Origin of the sequence: Pantoea trifolii (genome assembly GCF_024506435.1) — a bacterium.
Taxonomy (GTDB): Bacteria; Pseudomonadota; Gammaproteobacteria; order Enterobacterales; family Enterobacteriaceae; genus Pantoea; species Pantoea trifolii.
This window is the reverse complement of the sequence record NZ_JANIET010000003.1, coordinates 1-26,213: the sequence shown is the minus strand read 5'-3', so window position 1 is coordinate 26,213 and position 26,213 is coordinate 1. Positions and strand designations below refer to the sequence as shown.

General features: G+C 50.1%; 26 protein-coding genes and 1 pseudogene. 12 read left to right on the top strand and 15 right to left on the bottom strand.

Annotated features, from left to right (window positions below; translation table 11 throughout):
* The first annotated feature begins 12 nt into the window (after positions 1-12).
* Positions 13-633, top strand: coding sequence for an NAD(P)-dependent oxidoreductase (locus tag NQH49_RS23050; protein ID WP_119824586.1), 621 nt, complete (start codon positions 13-15; stop codon positions 631-633).
* A gap of 364 nt (positions 634-997) precedes the next feature.
* Here NQH49_RS23050 and NQH49_RS23045 read toward each other — a convergent pair whose 3' ends face one another.
* Positions 998-1,624 (bottom strand): TetR/AcrR family transcriptional regulator, encoded by a 627-nt coding sequence (locus NQH49_RS23045; protein ID WP_119824590.1) that lies wholly within the window; start codon positions 1,622-1,624, stop codon positions 998-1,000.
* A gap of 80 nt (positions 1,625-1,704) precedes the next feature.
* Between NQH49_RS23045 and NQH49_RS23040 the strand changes: the two genes are divergently transcribed.
* Positions 1,705-2,436, top strand: coding sequence for an SDR family oxidoreductase (locus NQH49_RS23040; RefSeq protein ID WP_119824592.1), 732 nt, complete (start codon positions 1,705-1,707; stop codon positions 2,434-2,436).
* Positions 2,437-2,631: 195 nt separating this feature from the next.
* On the opposite strand, the gene NQH49_RS23035 is transcribed toward NQH49_RS23040, so the two are convergent.
* On the bottom strand, positions 2,632-3,252 hold the full coding sequence (locus NQH49_RS23035; RefSeq protein WP_208294504.1) for a TetR/AcrR family transcriptional regulator: 621 nt from the start codon (positions 3,250-3,252) through the stop codon (positions 2,632-2,634).
* A gap of 197 nt (positions 3,253-3,449) precedes the next feature.
* Between NQH49_RS23035 and NQH49_RS23030 the strand changes: the two genes are divergently transcribed.
* A complete protein-coding gene (locus NQH49_RS23030) occupies positions 3,450-4,433 on the top strand; it encodes an NAD-dependent epimerase/dehydratase family protein (RefSeq protein WP_256699231.1) in 984 nt (327 codons plus the stop codon).
* Positions 4,434-4,759: 326 nt separating this feature from the next.
* Here NQH49_RS23030 and NQH49_RS23025 read toward each other — a convergent pair whose 3' ends face one another.
* Positions 4,760-5,476, bottom strand: coding sequence for a helix-turn-helix transcriptional regulator (locus tag NQH49_RS23025; protein WP_256699230.1), 717 nt, complete (start codon positions 5,474-5,476; stop codon positions 4,760-4,762).
* Positions 5,477-5,533: 57 nt separating this feature from the next.
* Here NQH49_RS23025 and NQH49_RS23020 point away from each other — a divergent pair, with 57 nt between their 5' ends.
* On the top strand, positions 5,534-5,899 hold the full coding sequence (locus NQH49_RS23020) for a VOC family protein (RefSeq protein WP_256699229.1): 366 nt from the start codon (positions 5,534-5,536) through the stop codon (positions 5,897-5,899).
* 198 nt (positions 5,900-6,097) lie between these two features.
* Here the strand turns inward: NQH49_RS23020 and NQH49_RS23015 are convergent, their stop codons facing one another.
* Positions 6,098-6,325 (bottom strand): Rossmann-fold NAD(P)-binding domain-containing protein, encoded by a 228-nt coding sequence (locus NQH49_RS23015; RefSeq protein WP_256699228.1) that lies wholly within the window; start codon positions 6,323-6,325, stop codon positions 6,098-6,100.
* 159 nt (positions 6,326-6,484) lie between these two features.
* Positions 6,485-7,279: an AraC family transcriptional regulator gene (locus NQH49_RS23010; protein ID WP_187510456.1), complete on the bottom strand. Its 795-nt coding sequence runs from the start codon at positions 7,277-7,279 to the stop codon at positions 6,485-6,487.
* 87 nt (positions 7,280-7,366) lie between these two features.
* On the opposite strand from NQH49_RS23010, the gene NQH49_RS23005 reads away from it, so the two are divergent.
* A complete protein-coding gene (locus tag NQH49_RS23005; RefSeq protein WP_256699227.1) occupies positions 7,367-8,557 on the top strand; it encodes an MFS transporter in 1,191 nt (396 codons plus the stop codon).
* Between the two features lie 93 nt (positions 8,558-8,650).
* Here NQH49_RS23005 and NQH49_RS23000 read toward each other — a convergent pair whose 3' ends face one another.
* On the bottom strand, positions 8,651-9,568 hold the full coding sequence (locus NQH49_RS23000; RefSeq protein WP_015697045.1) for a LysR family transcriptional regulator: 918 nt from the start codon (positions 9,566-9,568) through the stop codon (positions 8,651-8,653).
* Positions 9,569-9,698: 130 nt separating this feature from the next.
* On the opposite strand from NQH49_RS23000, the gene NQH49_RS22995 reads away from it, so the two are divergent.
* From NQH49_RS22995 to NQH49_RS22985, 3 genes are all read left to right on the top strand, one after another.
* On the top strand, positions 9,699-11,096 hold the full coding sequence (locus NQH49_RS22995) for an amidohydrolase family protein (protein WP_256699226.1): 1,398 nt from the start codon (positions 9,699-9,701) through the stop codon (positions 11,094-11,096).
* Positions 11,097-11,110: 14 nt separating this feature from the next.
* Positions 11,111-11,584, top strand: coding sequence for a DMT family transporter (locus NQH49_RS22990; RefSeq protein ID WP_015697043.1), 474 nt, complete (start codon positions 11,111-11,113; stop codon positions 11,582-11,584).
* An 87-nt stretch (positions 11,585-11,671) separates the two neighbouring features.
* Positions 11,672-12,523, top strand: a complete 852-nt coding sequence (locus NQH49_RS22985) for an SMP-30/gluconolactonase/LRE family protein (protein ID WP_015697042.1) — start codon at positions 11,672-11,674, stop codon at positions 12,521-12,523.
* A gap of 224 nt (positions 12,524-12,747) precedes the next feature.
* On the opposite strand, the gene NQH49_RS22980 is transcribed toward NQH49_RS22985, so the two are convergent.
* On the bottom strand, positions 12,748-13,815 hold the full coding sequence (locus tag NQH49_RS22980; protein ID WP_013578385.1) for an aldo/keto reductase: 1,068 nt from the start codon (positions 13,813-13,815) through the stop codon (positions 12,748-12,750).
* Positions 13,816-13,913: 98 nt separating this feature from the next.
* Here NQH49_RS22980 and NQH49_RS22975 point away from each other — a divergent pair, with 98 nt between their 5' ends.
* A complete protein-coding gene (locus NQH49_RS22975) occupies positions 13,914-14,831 on the top strand; it encodes an AraC family transcriptional regulator (RefSeq protein WP_013199736.1) in 918 nt (305 codons plus the stop codon).
* 97 nt (positions 14,832-14,928) lie between these two features.
* On the opposite strand, the pseudogene NQH49_RS22970 reads toward NQH49_RS22975, so the two are convergent.
* A pseudogene (locus NQH49_RS22970) lies at positions 14,929-15,840 on the bottom strand (IS30 family transposase); the annotation flags it as partial.
* 173 nt (positions 15,841-16,013) lie between these two features.
* Positions 16,014-17,111 carry an alkene reductase gene (locus NQH49_RS22965; protein ID WP_154902096.1) on the bottom strand — a complete coding sequence of 366 codons (1,098 nt, stop codon included), beginning with the start codon at positions 17,109-17,111 and terminating at the stop codon, positions 16,014-16,016.
* A 119-nt stretch (positions 17,112-17,230) separates the two neighbouring features.
* Here NQH49_RS22965 and NQH49_RS22960 point away from each other — a divergent pair, with 119 nt between their 5' ends.
* Positions 17,231-18,160: a LysR family transcriptional regulator gene (locus NQH49_RS22960; protein WP_256699225.1), complete on the top strand. Its 930-nt coding sequence runs from the start codon at positions 17,231-17,233 to the stop codon at positions 18,158-18,160.
* Here NQH49_RS22960 and NQH49_RS22955 read toward each other — a convergent pair.
* The 3 genes from NQH49_RS22955 to NQH49_RS22945 are packed head-to-tail and all read right to left on the bottom strand — an operon-like array spanning position 18,143 to position 21,094.
* Positions 18,143-19,114, bottom strand: a complete 972-nt coding sequence (locus NQH49_RS22955; protein ID WP_256699224.1) for a nuclear transport factor 2 family protein — start codon at positions 19,112-19,114, stop codon at positions 18,143-18,145. The two genes, NQH49_RS22960 and NQH49_RS22955, sit on opposite strands and share 18 nt — an antisense overlap.
* Before the next feature lie 14 nt (positions 19,115-19,128).
* Entirely contained in the window at positions 19,129-20,109 is a 981-nt protein-coding gene (locus tag NQH49_RS22950; RefSeq protein WP_256699222.1) for a TIGR03571 family LLM class oxidoreductase, read from the bottom strand.
* Between the two features lie 55 nt (positions 20,110-20,164).
* On the bottom strand, positions 20,165-21,094 hold the full coding sequence (locus NQH49_RS22945; RefSeq protein ID WP_256699221.1) for an alpha/beta hydrolase: 930 nt from the start codon (positions 21,092-21,094) through the stop codon (positions 20,165-20,167).
* 121 nt (positions 21,095-21,215) lie between these two features.
* On the opposite strand from NQH49_RS22945, the gene NQH49_RS22940 reads away from it, so the two are divergent.
* Positions 21,216-22,124, top strand: a complete 909-nt coding sequence (locus NQH49_RS22940; protein WP_056237851.1) for a LysR family transcriptional regulator — start codon at positions 21,216-21,218, stop codon at positions 22,122-22,124.
* Positions 22,125-22,341: 217 nt separating this feature from the next.
* Here the strand turns inward: NQH49_RS22940 and NQH49_RS22935 are convergent, their stop codons facing one another.
* The 3 genes from NQH49_RS22935 to NQH49_RS22925 all read right to left on the bottom strand — a co-directional run bounded on the left by NQH49_RS22935 (position 22,342) and on the right by NQH49_RS22925 (position 25,271).
* Entirely contained in the window at positions 22,342-23,559 is a 1,218-nt protein-coding gene (locus NQH49_RS22935; protein ID WP_256699220.1) for an MFS transporter, read from the bottom strand.
* 170 nt (positions 23,560-23,729) lie between these two features.
* Positions 23,730-24,632, bottom strand: coding sequence for a LysR family transcriptional regulator (locus tag NQH49_RS22930; protein WP_154902101.1), 903 nt, complete (start codon positions 24,630-24,632; stop codon positions 23,730-23,732).
* A gap of 81 nt (positions 24,633-24,713) precedes the next feature.
* Positions 24,714-25,271, bottom strand: a complete 558-nt coding sequence (locus NQH49_RS22925; RefSeq protein WP_256699219.1) for a recombinase family protein — start codon at positions 25,269-25,271, stop codon at positions 24,714-24,716.
* Between the two features lie 158 nt (positions 25,272-25,429).
* Between NQH49_RS22925 and NQH49_RS22920 the strand changes: the two genes are divergently transcribed.
* A partial coding sequence (locus NQH49_RS22920) for a DUF4158 domain-containing protein (RefSeq protein ID WP_256699424.1) occupies positions 25,430-26,213 on the top strand: 784 nt, incomplete at its 3' end.

Sequence of the window (26,213 nt, the reverse complement as noted above, 5' to 3'; positions counted from 1 at the left end):
TAAGGAATACGTATGAAACTTGCTATTTTTGGCGCATCAGGCGCGACCGGCCGCCATTTGGTCAATCAAGCTCTTTCCTCGGGGCATTATATTACGGCCATGGTGCGCACCCTGGACAGTTTGCAGATTAATAACGTTGGCCTGAAGCTCATCGTCGGTGAGCTTTCTAATTCGGTCATCGTAGAATCTGTCATACGAGACGCAGATGCCGTTATTAGCGTGCTAGGTGCACGTAAAGGCAAAGCTCAAAAAATTTGTACTGATGGAACCAGCAAAATCATATCTGCGATGCAAAATGTTGGTGTAAAACGCCTTATTGCTTTAAGCGCCTATGGGGCGTCGGAAACACACAACGCCTCTTTATTTATCCGTTTTGTGCGCAGCATAATAAGCGAAAAGATGCGTGATAAGGATGACATGGAAGATTTAGTGAGAGCGAGTAATACCGACTGGACGTTGATACGGCCCCCAATGCTGACGAACGGCGATGCTAGCAACAATTATCGTTCAGGTATTGATTTGAGACCGGGTATAACAGCAAGAATATCGCGTGCCGGTCTAGCCTCATTTATTCTTCAAACCGTAGTGAGTGGAAGTTATATCCATGAGGCTGCGATAGTTTTTAAAGAATAACAGGAGAACGTCAAAAATATAATGATTTTATCAAGGCTATGGTCTCCAAAATGTTGAATGTAATTAAGAATACCACCATCTGAATAACCACTAAGTAATAACACTTAGTGCGAATAACCATTTCAATGATTTTAATAACGCAGTGTTTTTTTTGGATTGCATTATAAAAATATGTTGAAGGTTTAAATTCGGGTGCGAGGGTTAACTTACTATCAACCATTATACAGCTATTAAAAATTTTTATCATTGCCGAAATACCCTTCTGTTAAGGATAACGTAGGTCGACCTAATTAACTCATAGCGCTAAGAGGATTCAGTATCTAGTGAGTATTTATGTTCAACAACGTCATGTGAAGTTTAAAAACTACTCCACAATATTCAGGTAGGCGATGCACATCACTGCCAATTGTTTGCATATAGCATCTCCTTTATCACTAGGAAGTTCACGTTCAAACACACTGCGCACAGTACCGAAAATTGTGCTGAGAAGAGTAAGCGTCACGATTGGCAGATTGGTAAAAGATGCATTAGAAGCACTCTTGAGCATCGTCGCTGTAGCAATATCTATGCGCTTCGCGAAGGCCGTAATCAAAGGTTGATTGTCGAGTTCTGCAACAGATTGATAAAGCGCACGCGTGACTTCAGGCCTTTCTGTTTTAGCGCACCAGTACGTCATGACAAGAGAATCCACCATTTTCTCAATGGCTGCACCGTGTTGTGCTTCGCAGGCCGCTTCGATTTTCTCTGCCAGCCTTACCAGGTAACGTTCATTCAAGGCGTAGAATAACGCCTGTTTGTGCGGAAAATACTGGTACATGCTGCCAACGGACACACCGGCCCGGTCGGCTACACGAGTCGTCGTTAATCGGCGCGGACCATCACTTACCAAAACCTGAATGGTTGCCTCAAAAATGGCGTTCACCGTAACTAGCGCACGCTTCTGCCGTGGCTGCTTACGGGGGGTAAGGCTTAGATGTGAGGATGTGGGCATATGCGAATTCTTAAACTGAAGGAAGCTTCATATACTAATGGAAATTATCAATTTAAAACAATCAATTTAGAGGTGTTTATATGACACAAAAACGCATTGCATTTATTACCGGCGCAAATAAAGGTATTGGATTGGAAATAGCCCGTCAGCTGTTGGAGGCTGGAGTGAATGTCATCATCGGTGCCCGGGATGCCAGTCGTGCCGCAGCGGCCTTAGAGGGACTGGCAGCTCAAGGTTTAAACGCACAGTTGCTGTCTATTGACCTGAACGACCACTCAAGCATTACAGCGGCAGCAGTGGCAATTGAGGCTGATTATGGTCATCTCGATATCTTGGTCAACAATGCCGGAATTGTCGATTCTGCTGATGGGCCGCCGAGCATATCATCCCCCGACTCAGTACGGCGTATTATGGAAACCAATTTCATTGGAACGCTGGCTGTCACGCAAGCACTGCTACCACTATTGCGCAAAGCGCCTGCCGCGCGTATCGTGAATTTGTCCAGCTCTCTCGGCTCGTTGACGGTCAATAGTGACTCAACTTCCCCCTACTACGATGCCCGCCTGATCGGTTATAACGCATCGAAAGCCGCGGTGAATATGCTGACGGTACAGTTAGCCCAGGAGTTACGCGATACTTCTATTGTCGTTAACTCTGTGAGCCCGGGATATGTCAAAACTGATTTGACTGGGCATAATGGATTTCTTACTCCAGAAGAAGGGGCACGGCTACCTGTGCAATACGCATTACTCCCAGAGAGTGATGCTGTTAGTGGCACATTTGTTGAAGCGAGTGGAACTACACCCTGGTAAGTTGGGTGCACTAAATCGGTGATGTTTTGAAAGAATACTGGCTGCTTATAAGGGCCAGTTTTTCATTAGCCAGCTGGCAAGCCAACTTAAATTTAGAGGGTTAAACAAGGGTGTCAGGCAAAAATTACCGCCAGCAGAAATGTCGGGTAGCATGCCCCTATTTAAATTTGTGGATGCACAAAGAAACTTTCTAATTCAGTAAGTTAAACCTTTATTAAAAGCTATAATTAACGTTTTCATTACGTGTTGCAGTGGCCGTTCCATATTCAGACCTGCACGGGCAGCTTCAGCAACTAATGCAGGATGGACAAATATGGTTACCGCATCACGTACAACACTTGCTGCAATCTCAGCATTCTCAATTTTAAACTCACCACTATTTATGCCTTGCTGAATAATTTGTTGAATGAGGCCCGTCATTCTGTGCGTATAAGATATGACAATGTCTGGACGCTCAGTTACAACACGTTTGTACAATGTGAATAGTTCAGGGTCTTCAGCGTATCGCCTGACCTTAAAGTGATTCAGTGCAGCTACAAATTCTGTAAGGCGGATAGCTGCTGGACTATCGTCATTGCAGTAGGCTGATACCAGTAATTGCTCATGAGTCATCGTTGATAATACCAGAGCATCAAATACATCTGCCTTAGACTTAAAATGGCGATAAATGGTGGTATGGGAAGTGCCTAACGCTCGCGCAATATCGACAATGTTTGTTTTGGACTCTCCAAAACGACGAATCTGTACGCGAGCAGCTTCCAGAATTTTCACAGGCGAAATTGCATCATCCTTACCTTCTGCGTTTGTAATACCCACTCGTATTCCTTCTGAAAAAAAAGACCTCAATCTACATGATTATAATAAACAAGAGGTTGGGAAACTCGCATATATGCAATTTAGTATACAGGATCTGTAATCGCGCGCCATAAGAACAAAAAACATAAAATGTTCGTTGTATTTTGTTTGGCGCCGGGGCATATTGTTTTAAACCTACTGAGGCAGTGGATGAAAACATGACTATTGAACGCACGGCATTTGTTACCGGTGGAACAGGTTTTGTAGGCTCAAGATTGATAATGGAGTTGGTACGAAATGGGTGGAAGGTCAATGCTCTGGCAAGAAGTAGCGCTGCATGCAAAGCCCTGCAACTAATGGGCGCAACGCCAGTAAAGGGCGAACTCAATACATTAAACGCGCTGGAACAAGGGATGAAAGGCTCAGAAATAGTCTTTCACATAGCAGCGCATTTTAAGCTATGGGGTAGACGTGAGGAGTTTGAACGTATCAATATTGGCGGTACACAAGCAGTGGTTGATGCTGCCACTATGACTCCCTCGGTAAAAAAAATCGTGTATGTCAGTGCCGCTGCCGTCATCCTGGGTGATCCTCAGCCAATGTTGGACGTGGATGAAAATCAACCGAAACAAAGCCGCTCATTTGCTCCTTACAGTTCATCGAAAGCCAAAGCTGAGCAACTTTTGCTTGCGGCGAATAACAAACGTCCAGAGTTTGAAACGATAGCTATTCGCCCTCCTCTTATATGGGGAGCTGGAATGCCTATGCTTAAACAGATGGCTGCAACGGTTAAGGCCGGGCAATGGCAGTGGATTGATGGAGGAAATCAGTCAATGTCCACATGTCATGTGGATAATCTTGTTTCAGCACTCTTACTTACAGCCGATAAAGGTACTGGTGGTGAAGCTTACTTTATAACGGATGAAAAAACAGGCACGCTTAAAGGCATTATTAGTGAATTACTTAATACATGTGGCATCACCGTTAAGGATAAATACGTTTCGTTCAGAGCAGCCTGGCTGCTGGCCGGACTAATGGGCATGACATGGCGGGTTTTAAGACTAAAAGGCGAACCGCCTCTAACGCGACAAATGCTGCAGCTGATAGGGAAGACACTTACTCTCAATACAGCTAAGGCAAGGCGAGAATTAGGGTACGCACCGGTAAAAAGCTGGGCTGAAGGCATCCGTGAAATGAAATAAAACGAATAGTAGGATATTTTCAGCTTTCCAAGAAGACCCCTATCTCATCGCTTGCATTTGCTCTCTTGCATTCACCGTGATGATACCAACGAATTTTACTGCAGGCATTAAGTAGCCCCCATTTATTTACTGCTCCGGAAATAAATTTATCAATTTAGTCGTGTTAGGGGTCAGTTTGGATATCGAAAATTATTGTACGTTAAGGTTATTTTTTGTACCTCTGAGCTATGTAAAGCTTGACTACTTTGACAGGCAGCTTTGAGCGAAGAGCGGATATAATTATAGATAAGAACAGACCTGGATTTTCTGAAGCAATCATATCCATTTCAGCTACGCGTGGGAATGATGTTATCCAGACCTGCATTACGCCATATACGGAGTAAGCTATGCCGGGAATGAGGATATCCTTCCTGCAGGTGCTGAAGAGATTTTAATCGCGTTACGTCGAAATGACGGAAGTCGTTACGTTCTTCACACCATGCAGCAAGCACAATAGCGCCGGAGAAGTAACCCAGCGCGAAAGGCCATATCGTTCTTTCACTCATATTACCGAGTCTGTCTGTATAACCTGCACGGATTTTACGTCTCCACCTGATGGCGCTTCGAACAACGCCCAGGTTTTCAAAGTTGTGATGAGCTTCCTGTCTCTTTCCCACCAATAATGTGGAGTCATCAAACAGTGTCTGTAACTGTGGCGGAAGACCGTGGCGGACTTTCCCCGTTACCTCTGAAGCCGCTTTAGCAATGCCCTTATCACCATATGTGGCTACCCAGCGTAAACCGAGCGCCAGTGCATCGAGCTGTTCGGGGGTAAACATCACCGGGGGTAAATGATGGCTCCGGGAAAGGATATATCCTGTGCCAGCCTCACCCTGAATGTCGGCACCCTGAGCGCGTAGTGCGCCAATATCACGATAAAGTGTACGAAGACTGATTGAAAGTTCTTCAGCCAGACTGTGGCCGCTTATCGGATAGCGATGCTGATAAAAAATCTGCAGAAGATTGAGAAGGCGTTCTGCTCGTTTCGGTCCTGATGCTGACATGTTCTGTCAATGCTCCCTGCAATAGTGAAGTCTCATTCTTTTTGGCGTGAGAGACTCATGATACCTAACCTGATCATTCTTTATGTTGATAATCCGATTGTCAGCAGTGGTTTTTACCAGAAGCTATTCAATACAGAACCAGACGTGATGCTTCCGACGTGGGTGGCTTTTTCCTTTAATAACGGCCTGAACCTTGGACTATGGTCAACGACAGCGAGTGACTTTGTATCCTGCGGTGTAGGTAGCCGAACTGAATTGAGTTTTATGGTGAAAGATATTCAAGAGGTTGATGTGCTTTATCAGCAATGGTCAGAGAGCGGTGTGCATATAGAACAGGAGCCCAAACATGCTGTTTTTGGCAAGACGTTCGTTGCGCTTGATCCTGACGGGCACCGTATTCGGGTATGTATCCCGGACGAATAAGTTAAACCGTTTACCTACCCATTTTTGAACCTGACGCATTCGCTTCTGGCACAGGGCTGCTGTTGCAGCCCTCACAGTCTAGACCTCAATTGACTCCGATATTTCCAGAGCATCATCTACTTCAATGCCAAGGTAACGTACTGTGCTTGACAGAAAATTTAAGGCTGCCTCAATGAGGCAGCCCGTTCAGATTTATTTTCAGTTGGTAAAATCTGTCGCGTCGGAAGCACTACGCCAGTCATCGAGGTCGTGGCGTACAGCTAACATTTTCTGCCCGGCAAGAGTAGTTGCGATTTGCCCGACAAATAAGTGTAAAGGCGATTCTTCTACGGCGGCGGCTTGAAGGATCAGTGTGGCTACCTTGTCGGGATCGCCAGCTTGCTGACCATCGAGCTCGTTGAGATGAAGCTCCAGAGAAGCTTCCACTTCGGTATAATCTGTTATCGAACGCTCAGCTAAGGGTCCGCTTGGAAAACGGAAAATATCCTACGTTAAGCCTGTTTTTTAAGCAGGAATGACAGGCAGTTTTGAGTGAACAGCGGACGCTGGGGTTCTTTATAAAAATTCGGTTTGTGTTGTTTTGCATTAGTTTAGAGACGAAAAATATTGCGTCGGTGATTTACCCAGCGCTTTTCTGAACATCGTAATAAATGCGCTGACCGAATCATATCCCAGCGTTCCGGCTACGCGCTGCACGGACTGACCTTCAGCCAGATGGCTCAGGGCAATCATCAAATGCAGTTGCTGACGCCAGCGACCAAAGCTCATTCCTGTCGCCTCTTTTATCAGCCTGGCCAGCGATCGTTCGCTGGTGACCAGATGTGCAGCCCACTGCTTTAACGTTCGCCGATCATCAGGCTCATTAAAAAGTGCCTCCGCCATATTCCGGATTTTAGGATGATCGGATACGGGAAGATGGAGCGCTTCAACCGGCACATCCGGAATATGCTCCAGCAGCACCGCTGCGAGCCTGGCAGTTTTACTGTCAGGAGAATAAGCCTGTCCCTGTTCTGCCAGATACAGAACAAGCTCGCGGACCAGAGAAGTAATCGCCAGGGTACAACAGATTTCCGGCATCGCTGCCGCGCCGGGTTCGATAAACAGAAAGCAGGTATCTGCATTCTTCGTGACCCGGCAACTGTGGGGGATTTCACCCGGAACCCAGACAGCATGTCCGGGTGGAACAAGCCACAGCGCATCCTCAACCTCACAGCTCACTGCACCGCGCAAAGAGATAATAAGTTGTCCCTTACGGTGAGCGTGCGGACTCTGACCTGCATACTCGCCTGACGATGATACATGCAGCGCGATAGCAGCCTGACTGAAAGCATCGGAATTAAACTCATCCGGTGAGGTCACCGGTTTTTTATTAAGTGGCATGATTTAGTTATATGTTGTCAGGTTATCTATATTCTGTAACTCATGCGTCCTTTAAAGTCTTTCTTTTTACCAGAGAAAGCAAAATTTATGTCCCACACTACGAACAAGTGGTCTTCAATCATACTTGTGACCGGCATCCTTTTTATAGCTATCAACCTGCGTGTTCCTTTTACCGCTATCGCACCCGTTTTAGAGTCTATTCGCCATGATTTTGGGCTAAGTATTACTGCCGTTGGGTTGCTTAACTCGCTGCCTTTACTGGCATTTGCCGCCTTTTCACCGCTGAGCGCATCCATCTCACACAAGTACGGTCTTGAACGCACCCTTTTTGGTGCCCTGACCGTGATTTCAGCGGGCATCCTGCTTCGCTCCACAGGCAGTGTCTGGGCGCTTTATGGCGGAACCATATTGATAGGTATCGGGATTGCCCTCGGCAATGTCCTGCTGCCTGGCCTTATCAAACGTGACTTTTCTGGCAACGTGGCTTCCGTGACGGGGGCATATTCCATGACCATGGGTGCGGCTGGTGCTATTGGTTCAGCCATTGTCATTCCTCTGACGCAGAGCTGGGGCTGGAACATCGCGTTAGCCATGCTGGTTATTGCACCGCTGCTTGCGTTGCTTTTATGGTTGCCCCAGTTAAAGATGACGCATCAGTTGCCGGGAGAGGGCGAGAAAAAAGCGGCGACCGTCGCGGTCTGGTGCTCACCTCTGGCATGGCAGGTCACCTTGTTTATGGGCCTGAATGCGATGCCGTTTTATGTTGCTGTCGGCTGGCTCCCCGCCATTCTAACAGACAGTGGACTCTCCTCAGCCCAGGCCGGTGAAGTACACGGCATTCTTCAGCTGACCACCGCCATTCCCGGCCTGATTCTGGCCGCCACGCTGCGTAGCCTCAACGATCAGAAAGCAGCCGCTGCCGGCGTCAGCCTGTTAACCGCTGCGTCCTTTATCGGCATCATGTACCTGCCGAATCTGGCGATGCTGTGGGCTGCTCTTCTCGGCTTCAGCTCGGGTGCCAGTATGATGCTGGGCCTGACCTTCATCGGACTTCGTACCAAAAATGCCGGTGACGCCGCCGCGCTGTCAGGCATGGCGCAGAGCGTCGGTTATCTGATGGCGGCGATGGGTCCGCTGCTGCTGGGCAAAGTACAGGAGTTGTCCGGAGGCTGGACATTGCCATTACTGATGACCGCAGCAATCGCGGTCGCAGGTGCCTGCACCGGAATGGCTGCCGGACGAAATGCGCATCTGGAACCTGTACAGCAGACGGGCTGAATTGGCTGGCACCACAGGGGAACGATCGGTTCCTCTGCTGTGGATGCTGTCCATTATCGTTCTGAAGCGTACTCTTGCTCTCAAGACCATCTCTTACCGGGAAGGCCGTTTCTCGCCTGCGACATCGTTGAAAAGTTCGCCGACCCAGTCAGCAAAAGCACGCACGGCGGGAGAGAGAAAACGCTGATGCGGATAGAGCATCGTCACCGGCACGGAAGGTGGCTGCCAGTCCGCCAGAACCTCGACCAGTTTGCCTTGCCGCAGATTCTCCGAAATCACATTCTCAGCAAGCTGCGCCAGCCCAAAACCCTCAAGGCACAGTCTGATATAGAGTCCCGTTTCGTTAACGGCTGCATCCCCCTCAACCGGCACAGAGAAGGCCTCAGTGCCTCGTGTGAAACGCAGTTCATTAGTGCGTCTTCCCGAACCGGAAAAGTAATGAATCGCCCGATGCAGCGACAACGCTTCCGGCGTCTCAGGCACACCGTATTGCCTGAGATAGTCAGGCGAGGCGCAGGTCACCCAGCGAAACCGGCCAAGTGGCCGCGCAACCAGCGTGGAGTCGGTTAATTCTCCGGTTCGGATCACGCAATCTATCCCTTCCTGAACAAGATCGACCTGCCGGTCGCTGACGCCAATCATCAGGTAAATATCCGGATAGAGCCGGTAAAATTCTTTCAGATTGGGCATGACGACGAAGTGGGCGATACCCCCTGGCATATCAACCCGCAGCCGTCCCTGGGGTCGCCTGACGGAATCACTCAGGCTGGATTCACTAAGTTCAATTAGCGACAGGATCTCCCGGCACTGCACCAGATACTGCAGTCCTTCAGGTGTGAGGCTGACCCGTCTTGTTGTCCGGTTAAGCAGACGTACCTGCAGGTATTTCTCCAGATTTTTAATCGTGCTGGTGACGGTGGAAGCTGGCAGTGACAGTGTCTCTGCCGCGCGCACAAAGCTTCCGGCTTCAGCAACCCTTATAAAAACCTGCATAGCCTGAATCCGATCCATCGTCCTGCTCCTGGGTAAAAGTGAGTCTGATTATTCGCGAATTATGAATTATGAAAACGCTTTAAGCATCTTATTCAGGCTAATAACGTGGTGTATCGTTTCCCCATTAATCAGGAAAGAGGCAGGTTTAATGACCAAATACATCCGAAATATTGTTAATAATCAGAATAGTACTTCACAGGCTACGTTGATTCGTGGCGCCACGATACTGAGCATGGATGGGAGCGTCGGTAACATTGAGCACGGCGATATTCACATCAACGGCTCAACTATTACCGCCGTGGGCCAGAACCTGGATGTGCCTGGTGCGCATGTCATTGATGCCACCAACATGATCGCCATGCCGGGAATGGTCGATTCTCATCGTCACGCATGGGAAGGACAGTTGCGCCGCATTAACCCAAACGCCACCTGCCTGGACGACTACAGCAACGCCACGCACTTCTCCTTCGCTAAATATTACCGTCCTGCCGATATCTATGTTGGCAACCTGCTGACGGCGCTGGGCGCTATTGACGCGGGCATCACCACAATGATCGATAACTCGCACAACAGCCGAACCGCAGCGCATTCCGATGCCGCCGTCGAGGCCCTGCTTGATACCGGCATTCGTGCCATTCATGCTTCCGGCGCACCGGTAGCTGGCGAATGGGATAAAGCGCACTGGCCGGGAAACTGGCAGCGTCTGCAGGATAAGTATTTCACCGACAACCCTGAAAGCCTGGTCTCTCTCGCCGTCATGGCCCAGCTGGAGCCGGAGTTGTGGGCCGAAGCCCGCCGGCTGGGACTGTCGATTGTCACTGAGTTCTTTGGCGCTGAGATGGGGTCTGAACTTGAGTCGCTGCATCAGCAGGGGCTTCTGGGTCCGGACAATATTTTCAATCACTGCACGGCGCTGCCCGACAGGGGATGGGAAATTCTGCGGGAGGCCGGTGTCCGGGTGAACGTCTGCCCGCGCTCAGATTCGCACTATGGCATCGAAAGCGGGATGTTCGCCATTGAGGCCGCGCAGCGTCATGGCATCAACCCTGGCCTGAGCGTAGACAATGAAACGTCGTACAGCACCGATATGTTTATGGAGATGCGCGTCGCCTTTTACCTGCAGCGCGTGATGGGCATGCATCAGCAGCAGTGCTGCGATTCTGAACATGCGCTGAAAACGCTTCCGGCGGCGCAACTCCTTAAAGCCGCGACTCTTGATGGCGCTGCCTGTGCAGGGCTGCAGGACAAAGTTGGCAGCCTGACGCCAGGCAAACAAGCCGACCTGGTGCTGATTAGCGTCAGTGATCTCAATCTTTACCCGTCCGGCAATGCCTTTGGCACGGTGGTTCATGCCGCCGAGCGCAGCAACATCGACACCGTCATGATCGGCGGACGCATCGTTAAACAGAACGGTAAGGTGCTGGGCGTAGACAGCGCGCGACTACGTGCGGCGATTGATGAGTCGCGTGAGCACCTTTTTGCAGCCTCTGGCTACCAGCCTGACATTTTTGCTGACACCTTCCTGCCGCTGGTGCAGGCCGACTGACCAGGATGAAAAGCATGGGCATGACCTATTACGTAATCGCTTTTGCCGCAGGTCTGGGGATCACCCTGCAGACGACCCTGAACAGCCAGCTGGCAAAGGGACTGGGCGGCGACCCGGTCACTGCGGCGCTGTTTTCATTTACGGCGGGCGCGTTCAGTCTAGGGATTTACGCGCTGCTGCGGGGTGGGTTGATGACATCGCTAGCGGCGATCCCGTCGCAACCCCTCTGGAGTCTGGCGGGCGGAATGATAGGCGCATGTGCACTGTTCAGCTATGTCGTGCTTGCGCCGAAAATTGGGTTTTCAGCTCTGCTCGGGCTGGCGATTGTCGGACAGTTACTTTCCTCGCAGATGATTGATCATTTTGGCTTGTTGGGCGCTGTGCGGCGTCCGGTTTCGTTACTCAGGCTGGGGGGAATGCTGGTTATGCTGATCGGACTTGCCGTCATGCTTTTCAGCGATCGACTTTCTGCGCGTTATCTGCAGTAACTGCGTTTACCCACGTTTACCACAGCGCAGACGCGGGTGAGTCACGCTCAATGTGCAGTACGACCTTTATTTATCCGGAGGATTAACATGTTTTCAATTGCAGCTGATGTCAGGAATACGCTGGGAGAGTGCCCCCTGTGGTGTGAAAGAACATGCAGACTCTATTGGACTGACATTGAATGCAGTGAACTACTCGCCTTAGAAGAAGGCGATGACGCTGTGATGCGCTGGTCGCTGCCAGAACGCCTTGGATCCTTTGCCCTGACCGAAAAGAGTCACATTCTGCTGATGGGACTCGCGTCCAGGCTGGCTTTCTATGATCTCAACACCGGTATTCTTACAACGGTGGCAGCCTCACCGGGAGAAACAGGCACCCGCACAGGTGACGGACGGTGCGACCGTGCCGGTAATTTTGTCTTTGGGACTATGGATGAAGGTTATCCCGTAAAAGTCATCGGTAAGTTTCACCGACTAAATGCTGCAACGCTGACTGTTGAAACGCTTGCGCTGCCCGAGGTCGCCATCCCGAACAGCATCTGTTTCAGCCCCGATGGCTGCACGATCTATTACAGCGACTCGATGCAGGGCAAAATATTCTGCTGCGATTATCCATCTCTGGAGAACCCGCGCGTGTTCACCGAAACAGCAGGCAATGGTGCACCTGACGGCTCCTGCGTGGATGCGATGGGCTATTTATGGAATGCTGAATGGGGAGGGAATCGTATTGTTCGTTACAGTCCGGATGGGACCACAGACACTATCCTGCCATCCCCTGGTATCCAGAGCACCTGTCCGATACTGGCCGGTGAGGGCTTCACCAACCTCTACTGCACCACTGCTTCTGTGGGGCTTTCTGCGCCATCAATTTATGACGGTGCTTTACTGAAGGCCGAATCTGCAGTCTTTGCCGGTTTACCAGAAAGCCGGTTTGCAGCATAAACAATGTGAGAGCTCTAATTGCCTCATGCGGGCAGGACTTTATCTGCTTCAGTCTGCCAGTAATGTCCGCTTCTGGCACCAAACTGCTGTAGGTGAAGCCCATCAGGCTGCTTCGAGCGAGCAGCGGATCTTTGACACTGAGATATTCAGCTTCTACTGGCATTTATTTTGTACCAGCCCTTTTCGGCCTAAATACGAACCGGACATCCCATATATATTTTATTTCAGACGGGTGACTCGCCCAGCACCCAACTGGGTCCGGTATCGGTAAAGCCCGCAGGGAAACGACTCGCGGCATTATATGACTGTATCCAGCCCGGATAACGAATCCCTGGATGACTGACCTCATCGAGCATTCCTTTTTCTTCTTCACTGAGCTCAACAGACAGTGCGCAGAGGTTGCCCCTGAGTTGCTCCACATTACGCACGCCCGCTATAACGCTGGTCACCTGCGGTGACGAAAGCAGCCAGGCGAGCGCAATGCAGGCTGGTGTGGTGTTGTGTTTTTCAGAAACTGCTCTGAGCACATCCACGATATCCCATGCCTGGTTCTTGTCGACGGGTGGAAATTCGATCTTCGCGCGCCTGCCCGAAGCGTCATGATTGCCGCTGCGATCAAACTTGCCTGAAAGCAGCCCGCCTGCCAGTGGACTCCAGCACAGAAGTCCGCTGTGGCTGTCCTTGATTGCCGGCAGGAGTTCATGCTCAATGTCGCGGCAGGCCAGCGAATAAAAAGACTGTACGCTGACAAATTTCTCAAGCTTATGTTCAGCCGAGACACCCAGGGCTTTGGCAAGCTGCCAGCCCGCATAATTCGAACAGCCGATATACCTGACCTTACCCTGTCGCACCATATCATCCAGTGTCCGTAAAACCTCTTCAGGCGGCGTTGCAGCATCAAAGTTGTGAACCTGATATAAGTCAATGTGATCGGTTTTAAGCCGCCGCAGGCTGGCTTCAAGCGCCTGCATCAAGTGATAGCGCGACTGGCCTGCATCATTTGGGCCCGCATTCATTCTGCTGTGCGCTTTTGTTGCAAGGAAAACCTGACCGCGGCGCTGCGCCAGCACTTCGCCCAGCACGCTTTCAGAGCCCCCCGAACCATAGACATCGGCGGTATCAATAAAATTGATGCCGGCGTCCAGCGCCTCACCAACGATAATATCCGCCTCTTTGCCCGTCAGACGGCCGATGGCATTACCGGCGGCATTATCCGCCCCGCCAAATGTCATCGTCCCGAGACAAATGCGTGAAACATAAACCCCTGTTTTACCCAGTTCTGCGTATTTCATTTGGTTTTCTCCGTTAAGCTCCAAATGATAATGACGCAGATAAAAGCTTTCTTTTATTATAGAAATCCCTTTTTTATTATTCATTCGTCCAGGATGTTATGGATCCGCTGTCTGATATTCTTTCACTCCTGAAGGTAGAGGCCATTCTTACGGCCCGTATGGAAGCACGTGGCCCCTGGGCAATGCGGTTTCCCTCTTATAAACACATTAAGTTCGGCACTGTGCTTGAGGGGAACTTCTGGCTCTGGATGGTCGGAATGCAGCCTCTGCTGCTTGAAAAAGGGGACTTCTATCTTCTGACCTCGGGTGACGCTTACTGCTGTGGCTCAAGTCCGGCATTGATGGTGAGTGACGGACGGCAGATATTCTCTTCTCACCGTGAAGCGGATGGCGTGGTCCGCTACGGCCAGGGAGAACTTATCAGTGAGGGGATTGGGGGAAGATTCGTATTTGAGGAGGCTTCCAGCCCGCTGCTTTTAAAACATCTGCCTCCGGTTCTGGTTTCACGACGAGAGGAAAGTTCTTCTCCTGCACTCACCGCCCTTATCACTTTGCTTTCGCATGAAACATCAGCGCTTCGTCCCGGACACGACATTGTGGCCAGTAGCATGGCAATACTTGTTCTGGTGCAGATGCTGAGGGAATACTTAGAGGGTAATCAGAAAGGGACATCCTGGCTGAAAGCGCTCGGTGACAGGAAAATAGGAACCGCACTGTCACTGATACATTCTTCTCCATCTGCAGACTGGACGCTGGCAAGTCTGTCTGCTAAATCAGCCATGTCCCGCAGTGCGTTCGCTAGTCGGTTTCACCAGCTTACCGGTTCAACGCCCGGGAATTATCTGACGTCATGGCGAATGGAGCTGGCATGCGCTGAACTCAGGAAACATCACTTAAGTATTAGTGAGATAGCAAGATTAACCGGATATAAATCTGTTCCCTCTTTTTCGCTGGCATTCAAACGTCATACCGGAAGAACGCCAGGAGGCTACCGCAATCTGCATAAGAACACTTAAGAGGCCACTCTGATAATTGTCTTTTTAATGCGTTTGCAAAATTATCAAAAAGTTATCGCAGCGTGCAAAGATACAACGTCCGCTTCTGGCTGTGAGTTCAACCGATGGATGCAACACATTGGTTAAAACGCTCTGCGGGTGATTCATAGTCTAGCGTTTTTCTTGGCCTCTCGTTGAGCTGCCTGGCAACACTGTTTAGTCTTTGCTGGCTGTGAACCGATAAGTCAGTTCCTTTTGGAAAATACTGCCTAAGCAATCTGTTCGTATTTTCATTGGAGCCGCGTTGCCAGGGAGATTGAGGATCACAAAAATAGACCTCAATTTCTGTCGCTACAGTAAAAAGGGTGTGATTAGTCATTTCCGCCCCTCGATCCCAGGTTAATGTTTTATACAGTTCAACAGGCAGCTGCCGGGCTTGTTTGATTAGTGCGGATATGACTGTAGCTGTCTTGTTATCACTGATTTTGGCAAGCATAACAAAGCGGGAATGGCGTTCTACCATCGTGACAATATATGAGTTTTTAGAGCCCTGTATCAGGTCTCCCTCCCAGTGGCCAGGTATGGCTCTGTCTGCAACATCAGATGGCCTTTCGCTGATGGGTATTGCATCCGGAATTGAGCCTAATCCCTTTCCTTTAAGTGATGTCGTTCTGGATTTACGTACTACTCTTCCGCTTCTTAGGCACTGCTGCAGCTCTTTTTTTAAAGCTCCCCGGGTTTGTATAAAAAGCGTTTTATAAATCGTTTCGTGTGACACCTGCATTTCCTGATTATCCGGATAACAGCGTTTAAGCCAACCGGCGATTTGTTCCGGCGACCAGTCCTGATATATCTTCTCTGCAATGATTTTACACAATGCGGGGCATCCAATTAGCTTGCAAGGTTTTGGCCTCAGGGCACTGTCCCACGCGCCCTTATCAGCTTTTGCAGCTCGGTAATGTTTTGCACCTCCATGCCTTTTGATCTCGCGGCTAACAGTTGAAGGGGCTCTTGATAATTTGTCAGCGATGTGGGGTTCGAGGGCCAATGATGTAAAAAACCACGCTAACGAAGTAATTATATGAAATATAAGTATTTATTTGGCGGTTTCACTATTGATAGAATTCCTCCTCTCCGAATGGCTGAAAACCGGAGCTGTTTTAGGATCGGAGGCATTCCGGATACGTTCCAGCTTCTGGGAACTTAATCGACGTGATACGTGGGATAATCTATATAACCTGCATCTCGCCCGGTATAGAACGTATCCTTATCAGGAACAGCCATCGGCCATCCATTCTTCATGCGTTTAACGAGATCTGGATTGGCTATGAAAGGACGCCCAAATGCAATTAAGTCGGCAACCCCCTCTCTGAGTGCCATTTCTGCACGCGCCTGTGTATAGCTGCCCGCTACGATGAGGGTACCTTCGTAAGCCTTGCGAAACTTTGTAAGGAAGCCAGCAGGAATGGCCTGAGCTCCGAGAGATTCCTGATCGCTCAAATGTACATATGCGAGATGTCGACGACGCAGTTCGATACCTAAAGATAACCAGGTATCCTGCTCATCATCAAAGCCATGCATATCCTGCAGGCGGCCAAAGGGTGCAATACGGATACCTGTCAGATGACTCCCGATGGCTGCAGAGACGGCATCCACCGTTTCCAGCGTAAACCGCAGGCGATTGGCGATAGTACCACCATAACGATCTGTTCTGTCGTTAAGTCCACCATTGATAAATTGCTCGAAGATGTAGCCGTTAGCCGCGTGGATCTCCACACCGTCAAACCCCGCCTCGATAGCATTTTTAGCCGCCCGAACGAAATCCTGCGTCACCCGCGGGACTTCATCCGTTGCTAATGCGCGGGGCTGGCTGTGAAATACGCGTACAGACTGACAGTTATCACCGGGAATGTGAGTGGTGCAGCCTTCTGCAACGCGTGAGACGGAGCTGACCGGTGCCTGCCCATCAGGCTGGTGAGCAATGTGTGAGGAACGTCCTACGTGCCAAAGCTGGATGAATATTTTCCCACCCTGCGCATGTACTGCCTCAGTCACCTTTTTCCAGCCCTCTATCTGTTCGTCAGTGTAAATTCCCGGCGTGTAAGCCTGTCCACGGCCTTCCATTGAAACAGGTGAACCTTCGGAAACAATTAAACCTGCTGTTGCGCGCTGGCGATAGTAGGTGACCATACTGTCAGTGGGAATAAGATCATAGGCCCGCGAACGGGTCATTGGTGCCATAACCACACGATTATTAAGCCTTATTCCATTCATTGTATAGATATTCAGTAACTCGCTCATTCTGTCTCCTGAAGCCATTTCATGGTAAAAATCTATTAGCAACGATCTTAACCTTATTTGAAGACCATGATTACCTGGGCAAAAAGCCCCTCACTGTTGAGATAAAGGAACCAATATTTGTGACGGCACAACTCAATGGCGTACAGGAATTTACTGAAGTCGTCAGAAAAGGCAGTTTCGTTGCTGCTGCTGAGGGTTTAGGCGTGACGCGCTCTGCACTCAGCAAAAGCATCAAGCGTCTGGAAATTCGGCTGGGGGTTCGCTTACTCAACCGCAGTACGCGAAGCCTGTCGCTGACACCGGAAGGTGAGATCTATTTCAATCGCTGCACTGCTGCTCTGGATATGATTTCAGATGCCGAAAGCAGAATAGAGGCGGGAATAGTCGAGCCGTCTGGACTGATGCGGCTGACGGTTCCCGTGGCCTTTGGTCACCTTTTCATTATGCCCTTACTCAATATCATGGCGTTAAAATACCGGGCCCTGAATATCGAAGTTGATTTCAGCGATCGGGTTCGCGACCCGGCGACAGACGGCTTTGACCTCGCACTGAGGCTTGGCCCCCTGCCTGACTCAGCTGATTTGGTTGCCACACGCCTGGGCGAGCAAAGGCTTATCATTTGCGCCTCTGCGGGATATCTGGAACGAGCAGGCATCCCCATTGATCTTCGTGAGCTTTCATCACACAGATGCATTTCAGGGTTACCGTCAGACGGGCAAAATTACTGGCTAATCCGGGGCAAAGAGGGACACGTTGTAAGACACGTTGTTTCCTCAGCCTACCGTTTTAATAATGGTCAAGCCATGCTGGAGGCGGCTATTGCCGGATGTGGGGTGACGCAACTTCCGGACTGGTTATGCGGTGATGCCATCAAAAGGGGGCAGCTTCGTGCAATTCTACCCACATTTCAGGCACCGCCCACCCCCATTTCTGCAATGTGGCCCAGGACTCACACGGTCCTTCCTAAAGTGAGAGCCTTGATTGAAGAACTGAAAAAAGAGTTGCCGGCACGCTTGTCGAGCGCGCAGCGTTCATCTGTTGCGCGGTAATGTGGTATCAATACCGGATACATCATCTGTTGAAAGCCAGCCTGGATTATATTCGCTCCAGCATATTGACCATCGATTGTGAGAATCCTTTTCCATCCCAACGCGGTAATGCGCGCCGTAGATTTCGCGCCCCCCTGAGTCGTGCGTTCTCTCCGCGATGATCCGGCCTACTATCAGGATGGCCGAATGGCGATCGGGCTGGATACATACTTTCAGCGGTTCACCATAATGCTGCATCCAGGGCCACGGAAGCCGGAAGGCTTTCATGGCGGCAATAATATTCCGCCTCCCCGATATATAGCCCAGGGGGGTAAAGTTACCCGCGGCGTTTTCACTAAAACATGTGCTGAAAAGTGTGAAATCTGCCTGGTCCAGCGCCCACGCGTAGCGATACCAGGTATCGATCACATCCTGTTCGTCACTCGTAGCACGGTGGTTTTCTGGCACAATATGCCACGGGGCATCAAGTTCACTGATAATGGCGACTGGCGGAAATCGCTGATGCCAGCCGGACTCTTCAGCCGGTAGCTGCCATCCCGATAACAACTGCCTTGCACCTGAGGTCCAGTTTATTTGGAGGTGAAGGGTATGGATCAAAGGTTGGGCTTCATCTGTGCCTGCCCTCATCACGACCGTCCCCCCAAACCGTACCTGGTTATGACGTCCGGAACCTGTGCGCGAAGCATGCCCGTGCAGGTATGCACTGGCGACGTAATCTTTATCGTTCCGTCGCTCAACGGTGTTTGTCAGCGTAACGGATACGTTGTCCAGGTCAGCAAAGTCATTTTGCAAAAGGGCGGTGACATTTTCACGGCCGGAAACTGTTCCACGATGACTGCTGAATAATCTGACCGAGGGGTCCAGCCATTGGCTATTGTCGGAGTAAGCATTCCCTGACCAGGTTTCACAAAAACTTATCAGGCTCTGCACCGAAGAATGAAATGAACTGTTCATTTATTGTCCTGCGTTTATTCAGAAGGAAACTCGGGTAACACAAATTCTGCCATTTCAGCCATCACCTCGGCTGCGGACCGTGTCAGCGGTTTCAGATTTAACGCAACGTGGTTTACTCCCTGCCGTTCCTGCTCCTTCCATAGCTTTATCAGCGCATTGCGGCCGACGGTGATGCCATTCATCAATCTGCGAAGCGGCGCGTCAGGGTTAGCATCGAGGTCAAAAAAGGTGGCATAACCATAAGGTCTGAAACGATTATCGTCGTAACCGCCACGCCAGAATTCAAGTAGCTCCGGGAGCGTTGAGAAATCACTCAGATGCCATATCCATCCGTCGCTTTCCTCTGCTATCCAGCTCAGGTCCTGCCGTGCGCGACCAACCACAATCATTGGAATACGGGATTTAAAGGGTTTGGGAATAAGATCAAGGTTGCCTGATAGCTTGCCGTAGTACGCCGTTTCAGCCACCGGGAAGGACGTCTCACAGACGGTTTTTATCAGACCAAACGCCTCCCGATAGCGTTCGGCCCGGTTATCGTAATCGGCACCAAATGTAGGGTATTCAACAGCGCGATCCCCGCTGGATAGCCCCAGCAAAAGGCGTCCACCACTTAGCTGGTCCACTGAGGCTGCCTGCTTGGCCAATATAATCGGGTCCCGCAGGGGTAACACCATACCGGTGGTACCCAGCGTTATGCGTGTAGTTTGAGAGGCAAGGAATCCGAGATAGACCATGGGATCCAGCATCTGTCCGGTGTCACCAAACCGTGGATCATAAAAGGGCACATCTCTCATCCACAGAGCGGAAAAACCGGCGTCATCAGCAAATTTTGCCAGCGCCTGATGATCCTGCAGAGTCGGGAAAGGCGAATCCGGATAACCTTCAAGTGGCATAATAAAGCCGAAGGTCAGTCGGCCCGGGCTGAATACACGCTTATATGCGCTATGTGAGGCAAGATCCGGTGGATAAGTGAGTTGTGTCTGTAAATGGGGCATTTTCACTCCTGACGGGCGCAGTCAGCTGCGCCCGTTATTTATTCATCACTGATGATTACTTCGCGGCATCCCGCAGAGCCTGCTTCATAAAGACGACTGAGCTCTCCAGAGCCTGTACCGCTTCTGGCTGCAGTGTGGAGAAGAAATGCCATGCGTGAAACATACCCGGCCACACTTCCAGATTTACGCGAACCCGGTTATCACCCAGATGAGTTGCCAGACGCATCGCGTCGCTCAGCATCAGTTCGTTCTCGCCAATCTGAACCAGCACCGGCGGCAGGCCCGTCACATCGGCAAACACCGGTGATGCCATTGGGTGATTAGGCAACGCATCGCCCAGGAAGGTGCGAGCCAGGAAATCCAGACCTGCCTTGGTGTTCAGAGGATCAAGGCCTTCCCGATTGGTCATGGAGACGCCCGTGTGCTCAAGGTTGGCCCATGGGGAAATGGAAACACCGCCAGCAGGAAGCGGCAGGCCTTTATTACGTGCAGCTACCATAACGGTAACCACCATCGCTCCGCCCGCAGACTCGCCCGCCAGTACGATTTTGCTGGCGTCAAAGCCCTGCTCAATCAACCACTCATACGCACGAACGGTGTCGGTAACAGGCGTAGGGAAAGGATACTCCGGTGCCAGACGGTAATCCGGCATGTAAACCCGTGCGCCCAGCATGCTGGCGTAGTTACCACCAATGCCGTGATAGCCCGCCGGTTCACCAACAATGTAAGCACCGCCGTGGATGTACATAACGATGGCATCAGTTTCAAGGTTGTCGGGGGTTACCAGCGTTCCCGGCACGCCTCCCATGTCTACCTCAATAAAACTGACACCGGAAGGTGCAGGATTTTTAGCCAGCATACGGGTGTAGGCGTCACGTACCTCACTCATAGGCGTTACGGTATCCTCACCCGTAAGGATTGGACCCAGGCCGGCCAGGCTTTCTGACCATTCTTTTACGGCTTGTTTGGTTTGTTGATTCAGCATTTTTATTCCTGTTTGTATTTGCGTTAAAAAATAACAGGAGCCTATAATATATAAACATTTGGGGAATGTGTTTCCCGTATCAGGGTACGTTAAAGCCCGTATTAAAGGTGATAAATAAACCATGGAGATCAACAGCATTGGTGATATCGCTGCGTTCGTCGCGGCTGTAAAAGCCGGGAGTTACACCCACGCAGCGGGTTCCCTAGGGCTCACACGTTCTGCCATTGGCAAGAGTATTGTCAGGCTCGAAACGCGTATGGGTGTTCGTCTCCTTAACCGTACCACCCGGAGTCTGAGTCTGACTGATGAAGGGAGGGTCATGTTCGACCGTTGCCGACAGATACTGGATGACCTGGAAGAGGTCGATGCCGCCATGGCCATGCGCAGGGGGAAGCCAACGGGGACTCTCCGGCTGAGTGCGCCGCTTTCTTTTGGGCAGCGCCATATCCTTCCCATTCTGGATGTTTATCTGAAAAAGTGGCCGGAACTTCGTGCGGAGGTGTCCTTTAGCGACAGGTTTGTTGATCTTATTGAAGAAGGCTTTGATATTGCCATTCGCATCGGTGAACCCCGCGATGACTCGCGCATTCTTACCCGAACGATTGCTTCGCAGCACATTGTCACTTGTGCATCTCCCGAATATTTGTCCTCACGGGGCATTCCAGAAACGCCCGCAGACTTAACCAGGCATGACACTATTTTTCTTCTGAGTGCAGAAAAGAGACGCAGCTGGCGGTTTGCGACTCCGGAAGGCACTTTTGTGTATGAAGGACCCGGGCGGCTAAATCTCGACAGTTCGGAAGCCATGCGGGCATCGGCAATTTCCGGATTTGGTATAGTCCACTTACCTACCTATTTGCTTGGAGAAGATTTGCGTAGCGGTAAATTGATACCCGTGCTTGAGGACTATCCCTTCCCCCCTGAACCTGTTCGGATCATTTACCCCAGTAAACGACATTTATCCCCGCGCATTCGCGCCTTTATTGACCTGCTTGTTGAAAGCTGGGAGCAACGGTTACCCTGGGAATAATGCTCTGATAATAAACTCATTACTTTTAACCATATCCAGCTGTACAGGAACGGGAGATGACTCCAGGTTAAATTTATGCGGTGTCCCCAAACCTGAAGTATTCATAACCACGCCTTCAGTCTTCTTACAATTTGAGAGGTCGGATTAGTTTTCTACACACAATTATCTGGGTCAGGCAGTTATAAGCTTAGATTATTAACTTCATCGTCAATAATATTTAGTTTTTTCTTGTCCGCCCCGTAATATTCTGGCATCTTACCGCGAAATAAGCTGATAAAAAAATACACGTACTTAAAATACTGCACAGTATCAGATAGGCGTTGAGGGCTGTTTCCTGGGTAAAATGATCCATCATCACGCTCAGTGAAAACGGCAGCCAGTTACCCACGTAGCCCACAATGTAAAGCAGGTTTATCAGATGGTGTTGCTGACTCTGTCTGGCGACCATGTTAACGATAGTGGCAGCACCGACAAGTATTGCCCCATAGGCGAACCCTTCGAGCATCACAGATATGAAGAGAAGTGAAGGAGCTTTCGTGTGCACACTGCTGAGGGCCAGCAAAACCGCAGCAAGCTGGGCAACAACCCCAATTTTCAGCGACGAATAATGGTGCTTTTTCCTCATCACTATCTGGCTGATACCTGCAACCAGCAGGAATGCTGAAAGGGAATAGCTCACCAGCTGCACGCTGGCAACATTGAAATAGGAGCGCGCGAGGGTGGGCCCCTGGGACATAAACGTGGATGCCATCGCCCATGAAAGAAATATGGCCATGCAGCAGACGATGACGTCCCGGAAACAGAGCCCCCTGTAACTTTGAGCACCGGCACTTTTCCGTTCAATGGTTACTGTCGTACAGTGCCTATTAATCACCAGACGACTGCGCCAGATCCCAAATATCGACATTACAACCAGAATAAAAAGAATTATGTATGGAGTCTTAAGTGCATAAAAACCACGATGTACGATTTCCCCCGTTATTAATGGACCAATAGCCTGTCCAAGGATCAACGAGGCAGAAGCCGTCAATGCCGCAGTGTTACTTACTTCCGTATCAAATAATTTAATCAGCGAGCGGTTAATATAGGCCATTAAAATACCTGACCCCAGACCGGTAACAAAACGGCCCAGGATAAGTATCATAAAGTTATCTGCAAACATCATCAGTAGTGATGACAGCAAAACGCAGGTCAGGCCAGCATAGAGAGGTCTTGTATACAGGCTAGTCCTGATATGAACTTTGGCAGTAAAAGCCAGCGCGAAAAGGACACCTGCCGCGTAGACGCCAAACACCGCCATTATTTGAGAAGCACTGAAGCCATATAAACTGATGTACACGGGATAGAGAGGAGTGGGAAGGCTGCTGCTCAGCATACCGGAAAAGAAAGCCAGGGCCAGTGCCATCCCTGCCCGTGATGTTTGTCTGTCTGACATAGTAATTTCTTCTTTCCTAAAAATGGATTCGTTCTGTAAAAATCCATAAAACAGTATCACGATCCGTTAGCGACGAGATTCGAGCAGCAGGAATACCCACTGTGACGTAGTTTCACAGTGGGTGTTCAAATATGATCTGAGGGACAAGTAGTAAGGGGCTGACTGAAAATTCAAACGCTCCAGGGATGAAGGGCTATCTGTTTTTCCATGAATTCAATAAAACAGCGGATGCGTGGGCTGAGATGCTGCCTTTTTGCGTAAATTATATAGAGCGGCTCTCTGACAGGAGACTGGAATGCCTTCAAAAGCGGGATTAATCTTCCTTCTCTGATATCCCGGTGAACGTGAAAGTCAGCCAGGCGGACGATACCTTCTCCCTGAATGGCCAGATCGCGCAGCAAATCGCCCTGCGACAGGGAGGCAACCGGTTTCACCGGGAATATGATGCTCTGATTGTCTTCGGCGAATACCCACTGGTTCCAGTGGCTATCGAAATTAAAGTGAAAACAGCGATGCTCCATCAACTCACGGGGATGGGAGGGTATGCCGTACCTGGTGATGTAGGCCGGCGAAGCGCAGGTAATCCACTGACTCTCACCGATACGACGGGCGATGCGGGAAGAACTCGCAAGTACACCACCATAAATGGCCAGATCCAGCCCTTTATCAAAATCATCCCGGTAAACCGGCCCCGTTTCAATATCAACGTTGAGGTCAGGGTAGGCGTCAATAAACTCGGGCAACCATGGAAGGATATGATAACGGGCAAAGGTAGTCATAGTACGGATTTTCAGCTGCCCGCTGACGCGTGATGGCATATCTTCAGCCAGTGAATCAGCCTCCGTCATTGCGTCAACGACTGCCCGGGCACTGTTAAGATAAACGTGTCCCTCTTCGGTCAGCGTTAACGTTCTCGTCCCGCGATGGAAGAGTCTTACCTGTAATCTCGCCTCCAGCCGGCTGATGAGTTTACTCATTGCTGAAGGCGTCAATCCGTTTGCCCGCGCGGCGGCAGAAAAGTTGCCGTATTCATACGCCCATATGAATGCAAGCAACTGATTATAATTATCCATTATGTCCCCGGTCATTTATGTGAAGATGTTTAGAGCTTCCGAGGCAGGAGCCAGAAAATTTTCATTTGAAGCGTCTGAACATCAGGAACGGCGCTGATGATTCTTCAACCGAAAGTAAGTTGCCCGTGAAATGCCGGTTTTCTCCATCACCAGCTTAATGGGAGTATCAAGGTGAATAAGTTCCAGAGCCATTCCCGACCCTTGATGAGGTTTTCGCCCAAACTTAACCCCTGCCGCCATAGCGACCACTCTGCCCTCGTTGGTACGCTCTAATATTCGTTCGCGTTCAGCCTCTGCAACGGCGGCCAGGATCTGAATAACCATTTTACCCATCGTTCCTTCAGTACTCAGCCCATTCTCCAGAAACCTGATGGCTATCCCTTTTTTATAACATGTGTCGACGATTTTGATCATGTCAGAGGTATTACGGCCCAGTCGGTCCATTTTGGTACAGAGGATAATGTCCTCGTGTTCAGCCCGAGCCAGCAGACGTTGCAGTCCTTCGCGCTCGTCCGTAGCTCCCGACATCATGTCCGTAAAAATGCGATCTTCCCTCACCCCGGAAGATTTCAGCTCAGAAATTTGCGCCGTCAGTTTCTGATGGCTGGTTGATACTCTCGCATATCCCAGTAATGCCATATTGGTCTCATAAATCGATATTGATACTGTTTAGTATCATAAAGCATAAATCACGATTTTTGATACTTAATGCCGGGCCGATTTTAGCAGTCTCAAAACTTATAATATTTGAGACGGTTAAATAAAGAACAGAACTCCCGTTTACGAAAGGATGCGCAATGAGTGATGACTTTCTTACCAGCGAACAGACAGAAAACTACGGTCGTTATGTGGCAGACCCAAATGAGGTTCAGCTGGCTCGGTATTTTCATCTGGATGAGCGTGACCTTGCTTTTATTAATCAGCGACGGGGAAAACATAACCGGCTGGGGATTGCACTTCAGCTGACTACGGCGCGCTTTCTGGGAACGTTTCCTCCTGATCCCCTTCAAATTCCCTCATTCATCCGTTTTTACATTGCGGCACAGTTGAACATCAGCCGACCAGAGATCCTTTCCCGGTATGCTGAAAGAGAAAATACCCGCTGGGAGCATCAGGGGCTTATCAAGCTCTATTATGATTATCATGATTTTGGTGATTTCCCCTGGTCATTCAGACTGAAGCGTTTGCTCTATACTCGCGCCTGGCTCAGCAATGAGCGTCCAGGTCTGCTGTTTGATTTTGCTACCGCATGGTTGCTGCAAAATAAGATCCTGCTACCCGCACCCTCGACTCTGACAAGGCTGATTGGCGAAGTACGCGAACGGGCAAGTCGACGATTATGGCGAAGGCTGGCTTTGTTGCCTGACAGCTGGCAGAAAACACAACTGGACGGTTTACTTGAAATACCTGAAGGGCAGCGTATATCGGTGCTGGAGGAGATGCGAAAAGGTCCTGTCACTATCAGTGGGCCGTCATTTACAGACGCCCTGGAGCGATATACCCGACTGCGTAGCATGGAGTTTTCCCGGCTGAATTTCTCCGGCCTGCCTGCCATCCAGCTGCGGAATTTGGCCCGTTATG

Bases quoted from the DNA above. Each gene is read 5' to 3' on its own strand.
- NQH49_RS22935 (WP_256699220.1), bottom strand. From the start codon at position 23,559: ATGTCAGACAGACAAACATCACGGGCAGGGATGGCACTGGCCCTGGCT.
- NQH49_RS23025 (WP_256699230.1), bottom strand. From the start codon at position 5,476: ATGTCAGCATCAGGACCGAAACGAGCAGAACGCCTTCTCAATCTTCTG.
- NQH49_RS23005 (WP_256699227.1), top strand. From the start codon at position 7,367: ATGTCCCACACTACGAACAAGTGGTCTTCAATCATACTTGTGACCGGC.
- NQH49_RS23040 (WP_119824592.1), top strand. From the start codon at position 1,705: ATGACACAAAAACGCATTGCATTTATTACCGGCGCAAATAAAGGTATT.
- NQH49_RS22985 (WP_015697042.1), top strand. From the start codon at position 11,672: ATGTTTTCAATTGCAGCTGATGTCAGGAATACGCTGGGAGAGTGCCCC.
- NQH49_RS22955 (WP_256699224.1), bottom strand. From the start codon at position 19,114: ATGAACAGTTCATTTCATTCTTCGGTGCAGAGCCTGATAAGTTTTTGT.
- NQH49_RS23020 (WP_256699229.1), top strand. From the start codon at position 5,534: ATGATACCTAACCTGATCATTCTTTATGTTGATAATCCGATTGTCAGC.
- NQH49_RS22975 (WP_013199736.1), top strand. From the start codon at position 13,914: ATGGATCCGCTGTCTGATATTCTTTCACTCCTGAAGGTAGAGGCCATT.
- NQH49_RS22940 (WP_056237851.1), top strand. From the start codon at position 21,216: ATGGAGATCAACAGCATTGGTGATATCGCTGCGTTCGTCGCGGCTGTA.
- NQH49_RS22925 (WP_256699219.1), bottom strand. From the start codon at position 25,271: ATGGCATTACTGGGATATGCGAGAGTATCAACCAGCCATCAGAAACTG.
- NQH49_RS22945 (WP_256699221.1), bottom strand. From the start codon at position 21,094: ATGCTGAATCAACAAACCAAACAAGCCGTAAAAGAATGGTCAGAAAGC.
- NQH49_RS23010 (WP_187510456.1), bottom strand. From the start codon at position 7,279: ATGCCACTTAATAAAAAACCGGTGACCTCACCGGATGAGTTTAATTCC.
- NQH49_RS22965 (WP_154902096.1), bottom strand. From the start codon at position 17,111: ATGAGCGAGTTACTGAATATCTATACAATGAATGGAATAAGGCTTAAT.
- NQH49_RS22950 (WP_256699222.1), bottom strand. From the start codon at position 20,109: ATGCCCCATTTACAGACACAACTCACTTATCCACCGGATCTTGCCTCA.
- NQH49_RS22930 (WP_154902101.1), bottom strand. From the start codon at position 24,632: ATGGATAATTATAATCAGTTGCTTGCATTCATATGGGCGTATGAATAC.
- NQH49_RS23050 (WP_119824586.1), top strand. From the start codon at position 13: ATGAAACTTGCTATTTTTGGCGCATCAGGCGCGACCGGCCGCCATTTG.
- NQH49_RS23030 (WP_256699231.1), top strand. From the start codon at position 3,450: ATGACTATTGAACGCACGGCATTTGTTACCGGTGGAACAGGTTTTGTA.
- NQH49_RS23000 (WP_015697045.1), bottom strand. From the start codon at position 9,568: ATGGATCGGATTCAGGCTATGCAGGTTTTTATAAGGGTTGCTGAAGCC.
- NQH49_RS22995 (WP_256699226.1), top strand. From the start codon at position 9,699: ATGACCAAATACATCCGAAATATTGTTAATAATCAGAATAGTACTTCA.
- NQH49_RS22990 (WP_015697043.1), top strand. From the start codon at position 11,111: ATGGGCATGACCTATTACGTAATCGCTTTTGCCGCAGGTCTGGGGATC.
- NQH49_RS22980 (WP_013578385.1), bottom strand. From the start codon at position 13,815: ATGAAATACGCAGAACTGGGTAAAACAGGGGTTTATGTTTCACGCATT.
- NQH49_RS23045 (WP_119824590.1), bottom strand. From the start codon at position 1,624: ATGCCCACATCCTCACATCTAAGCCTTACCCCCCGTAAGCAGCCACGG.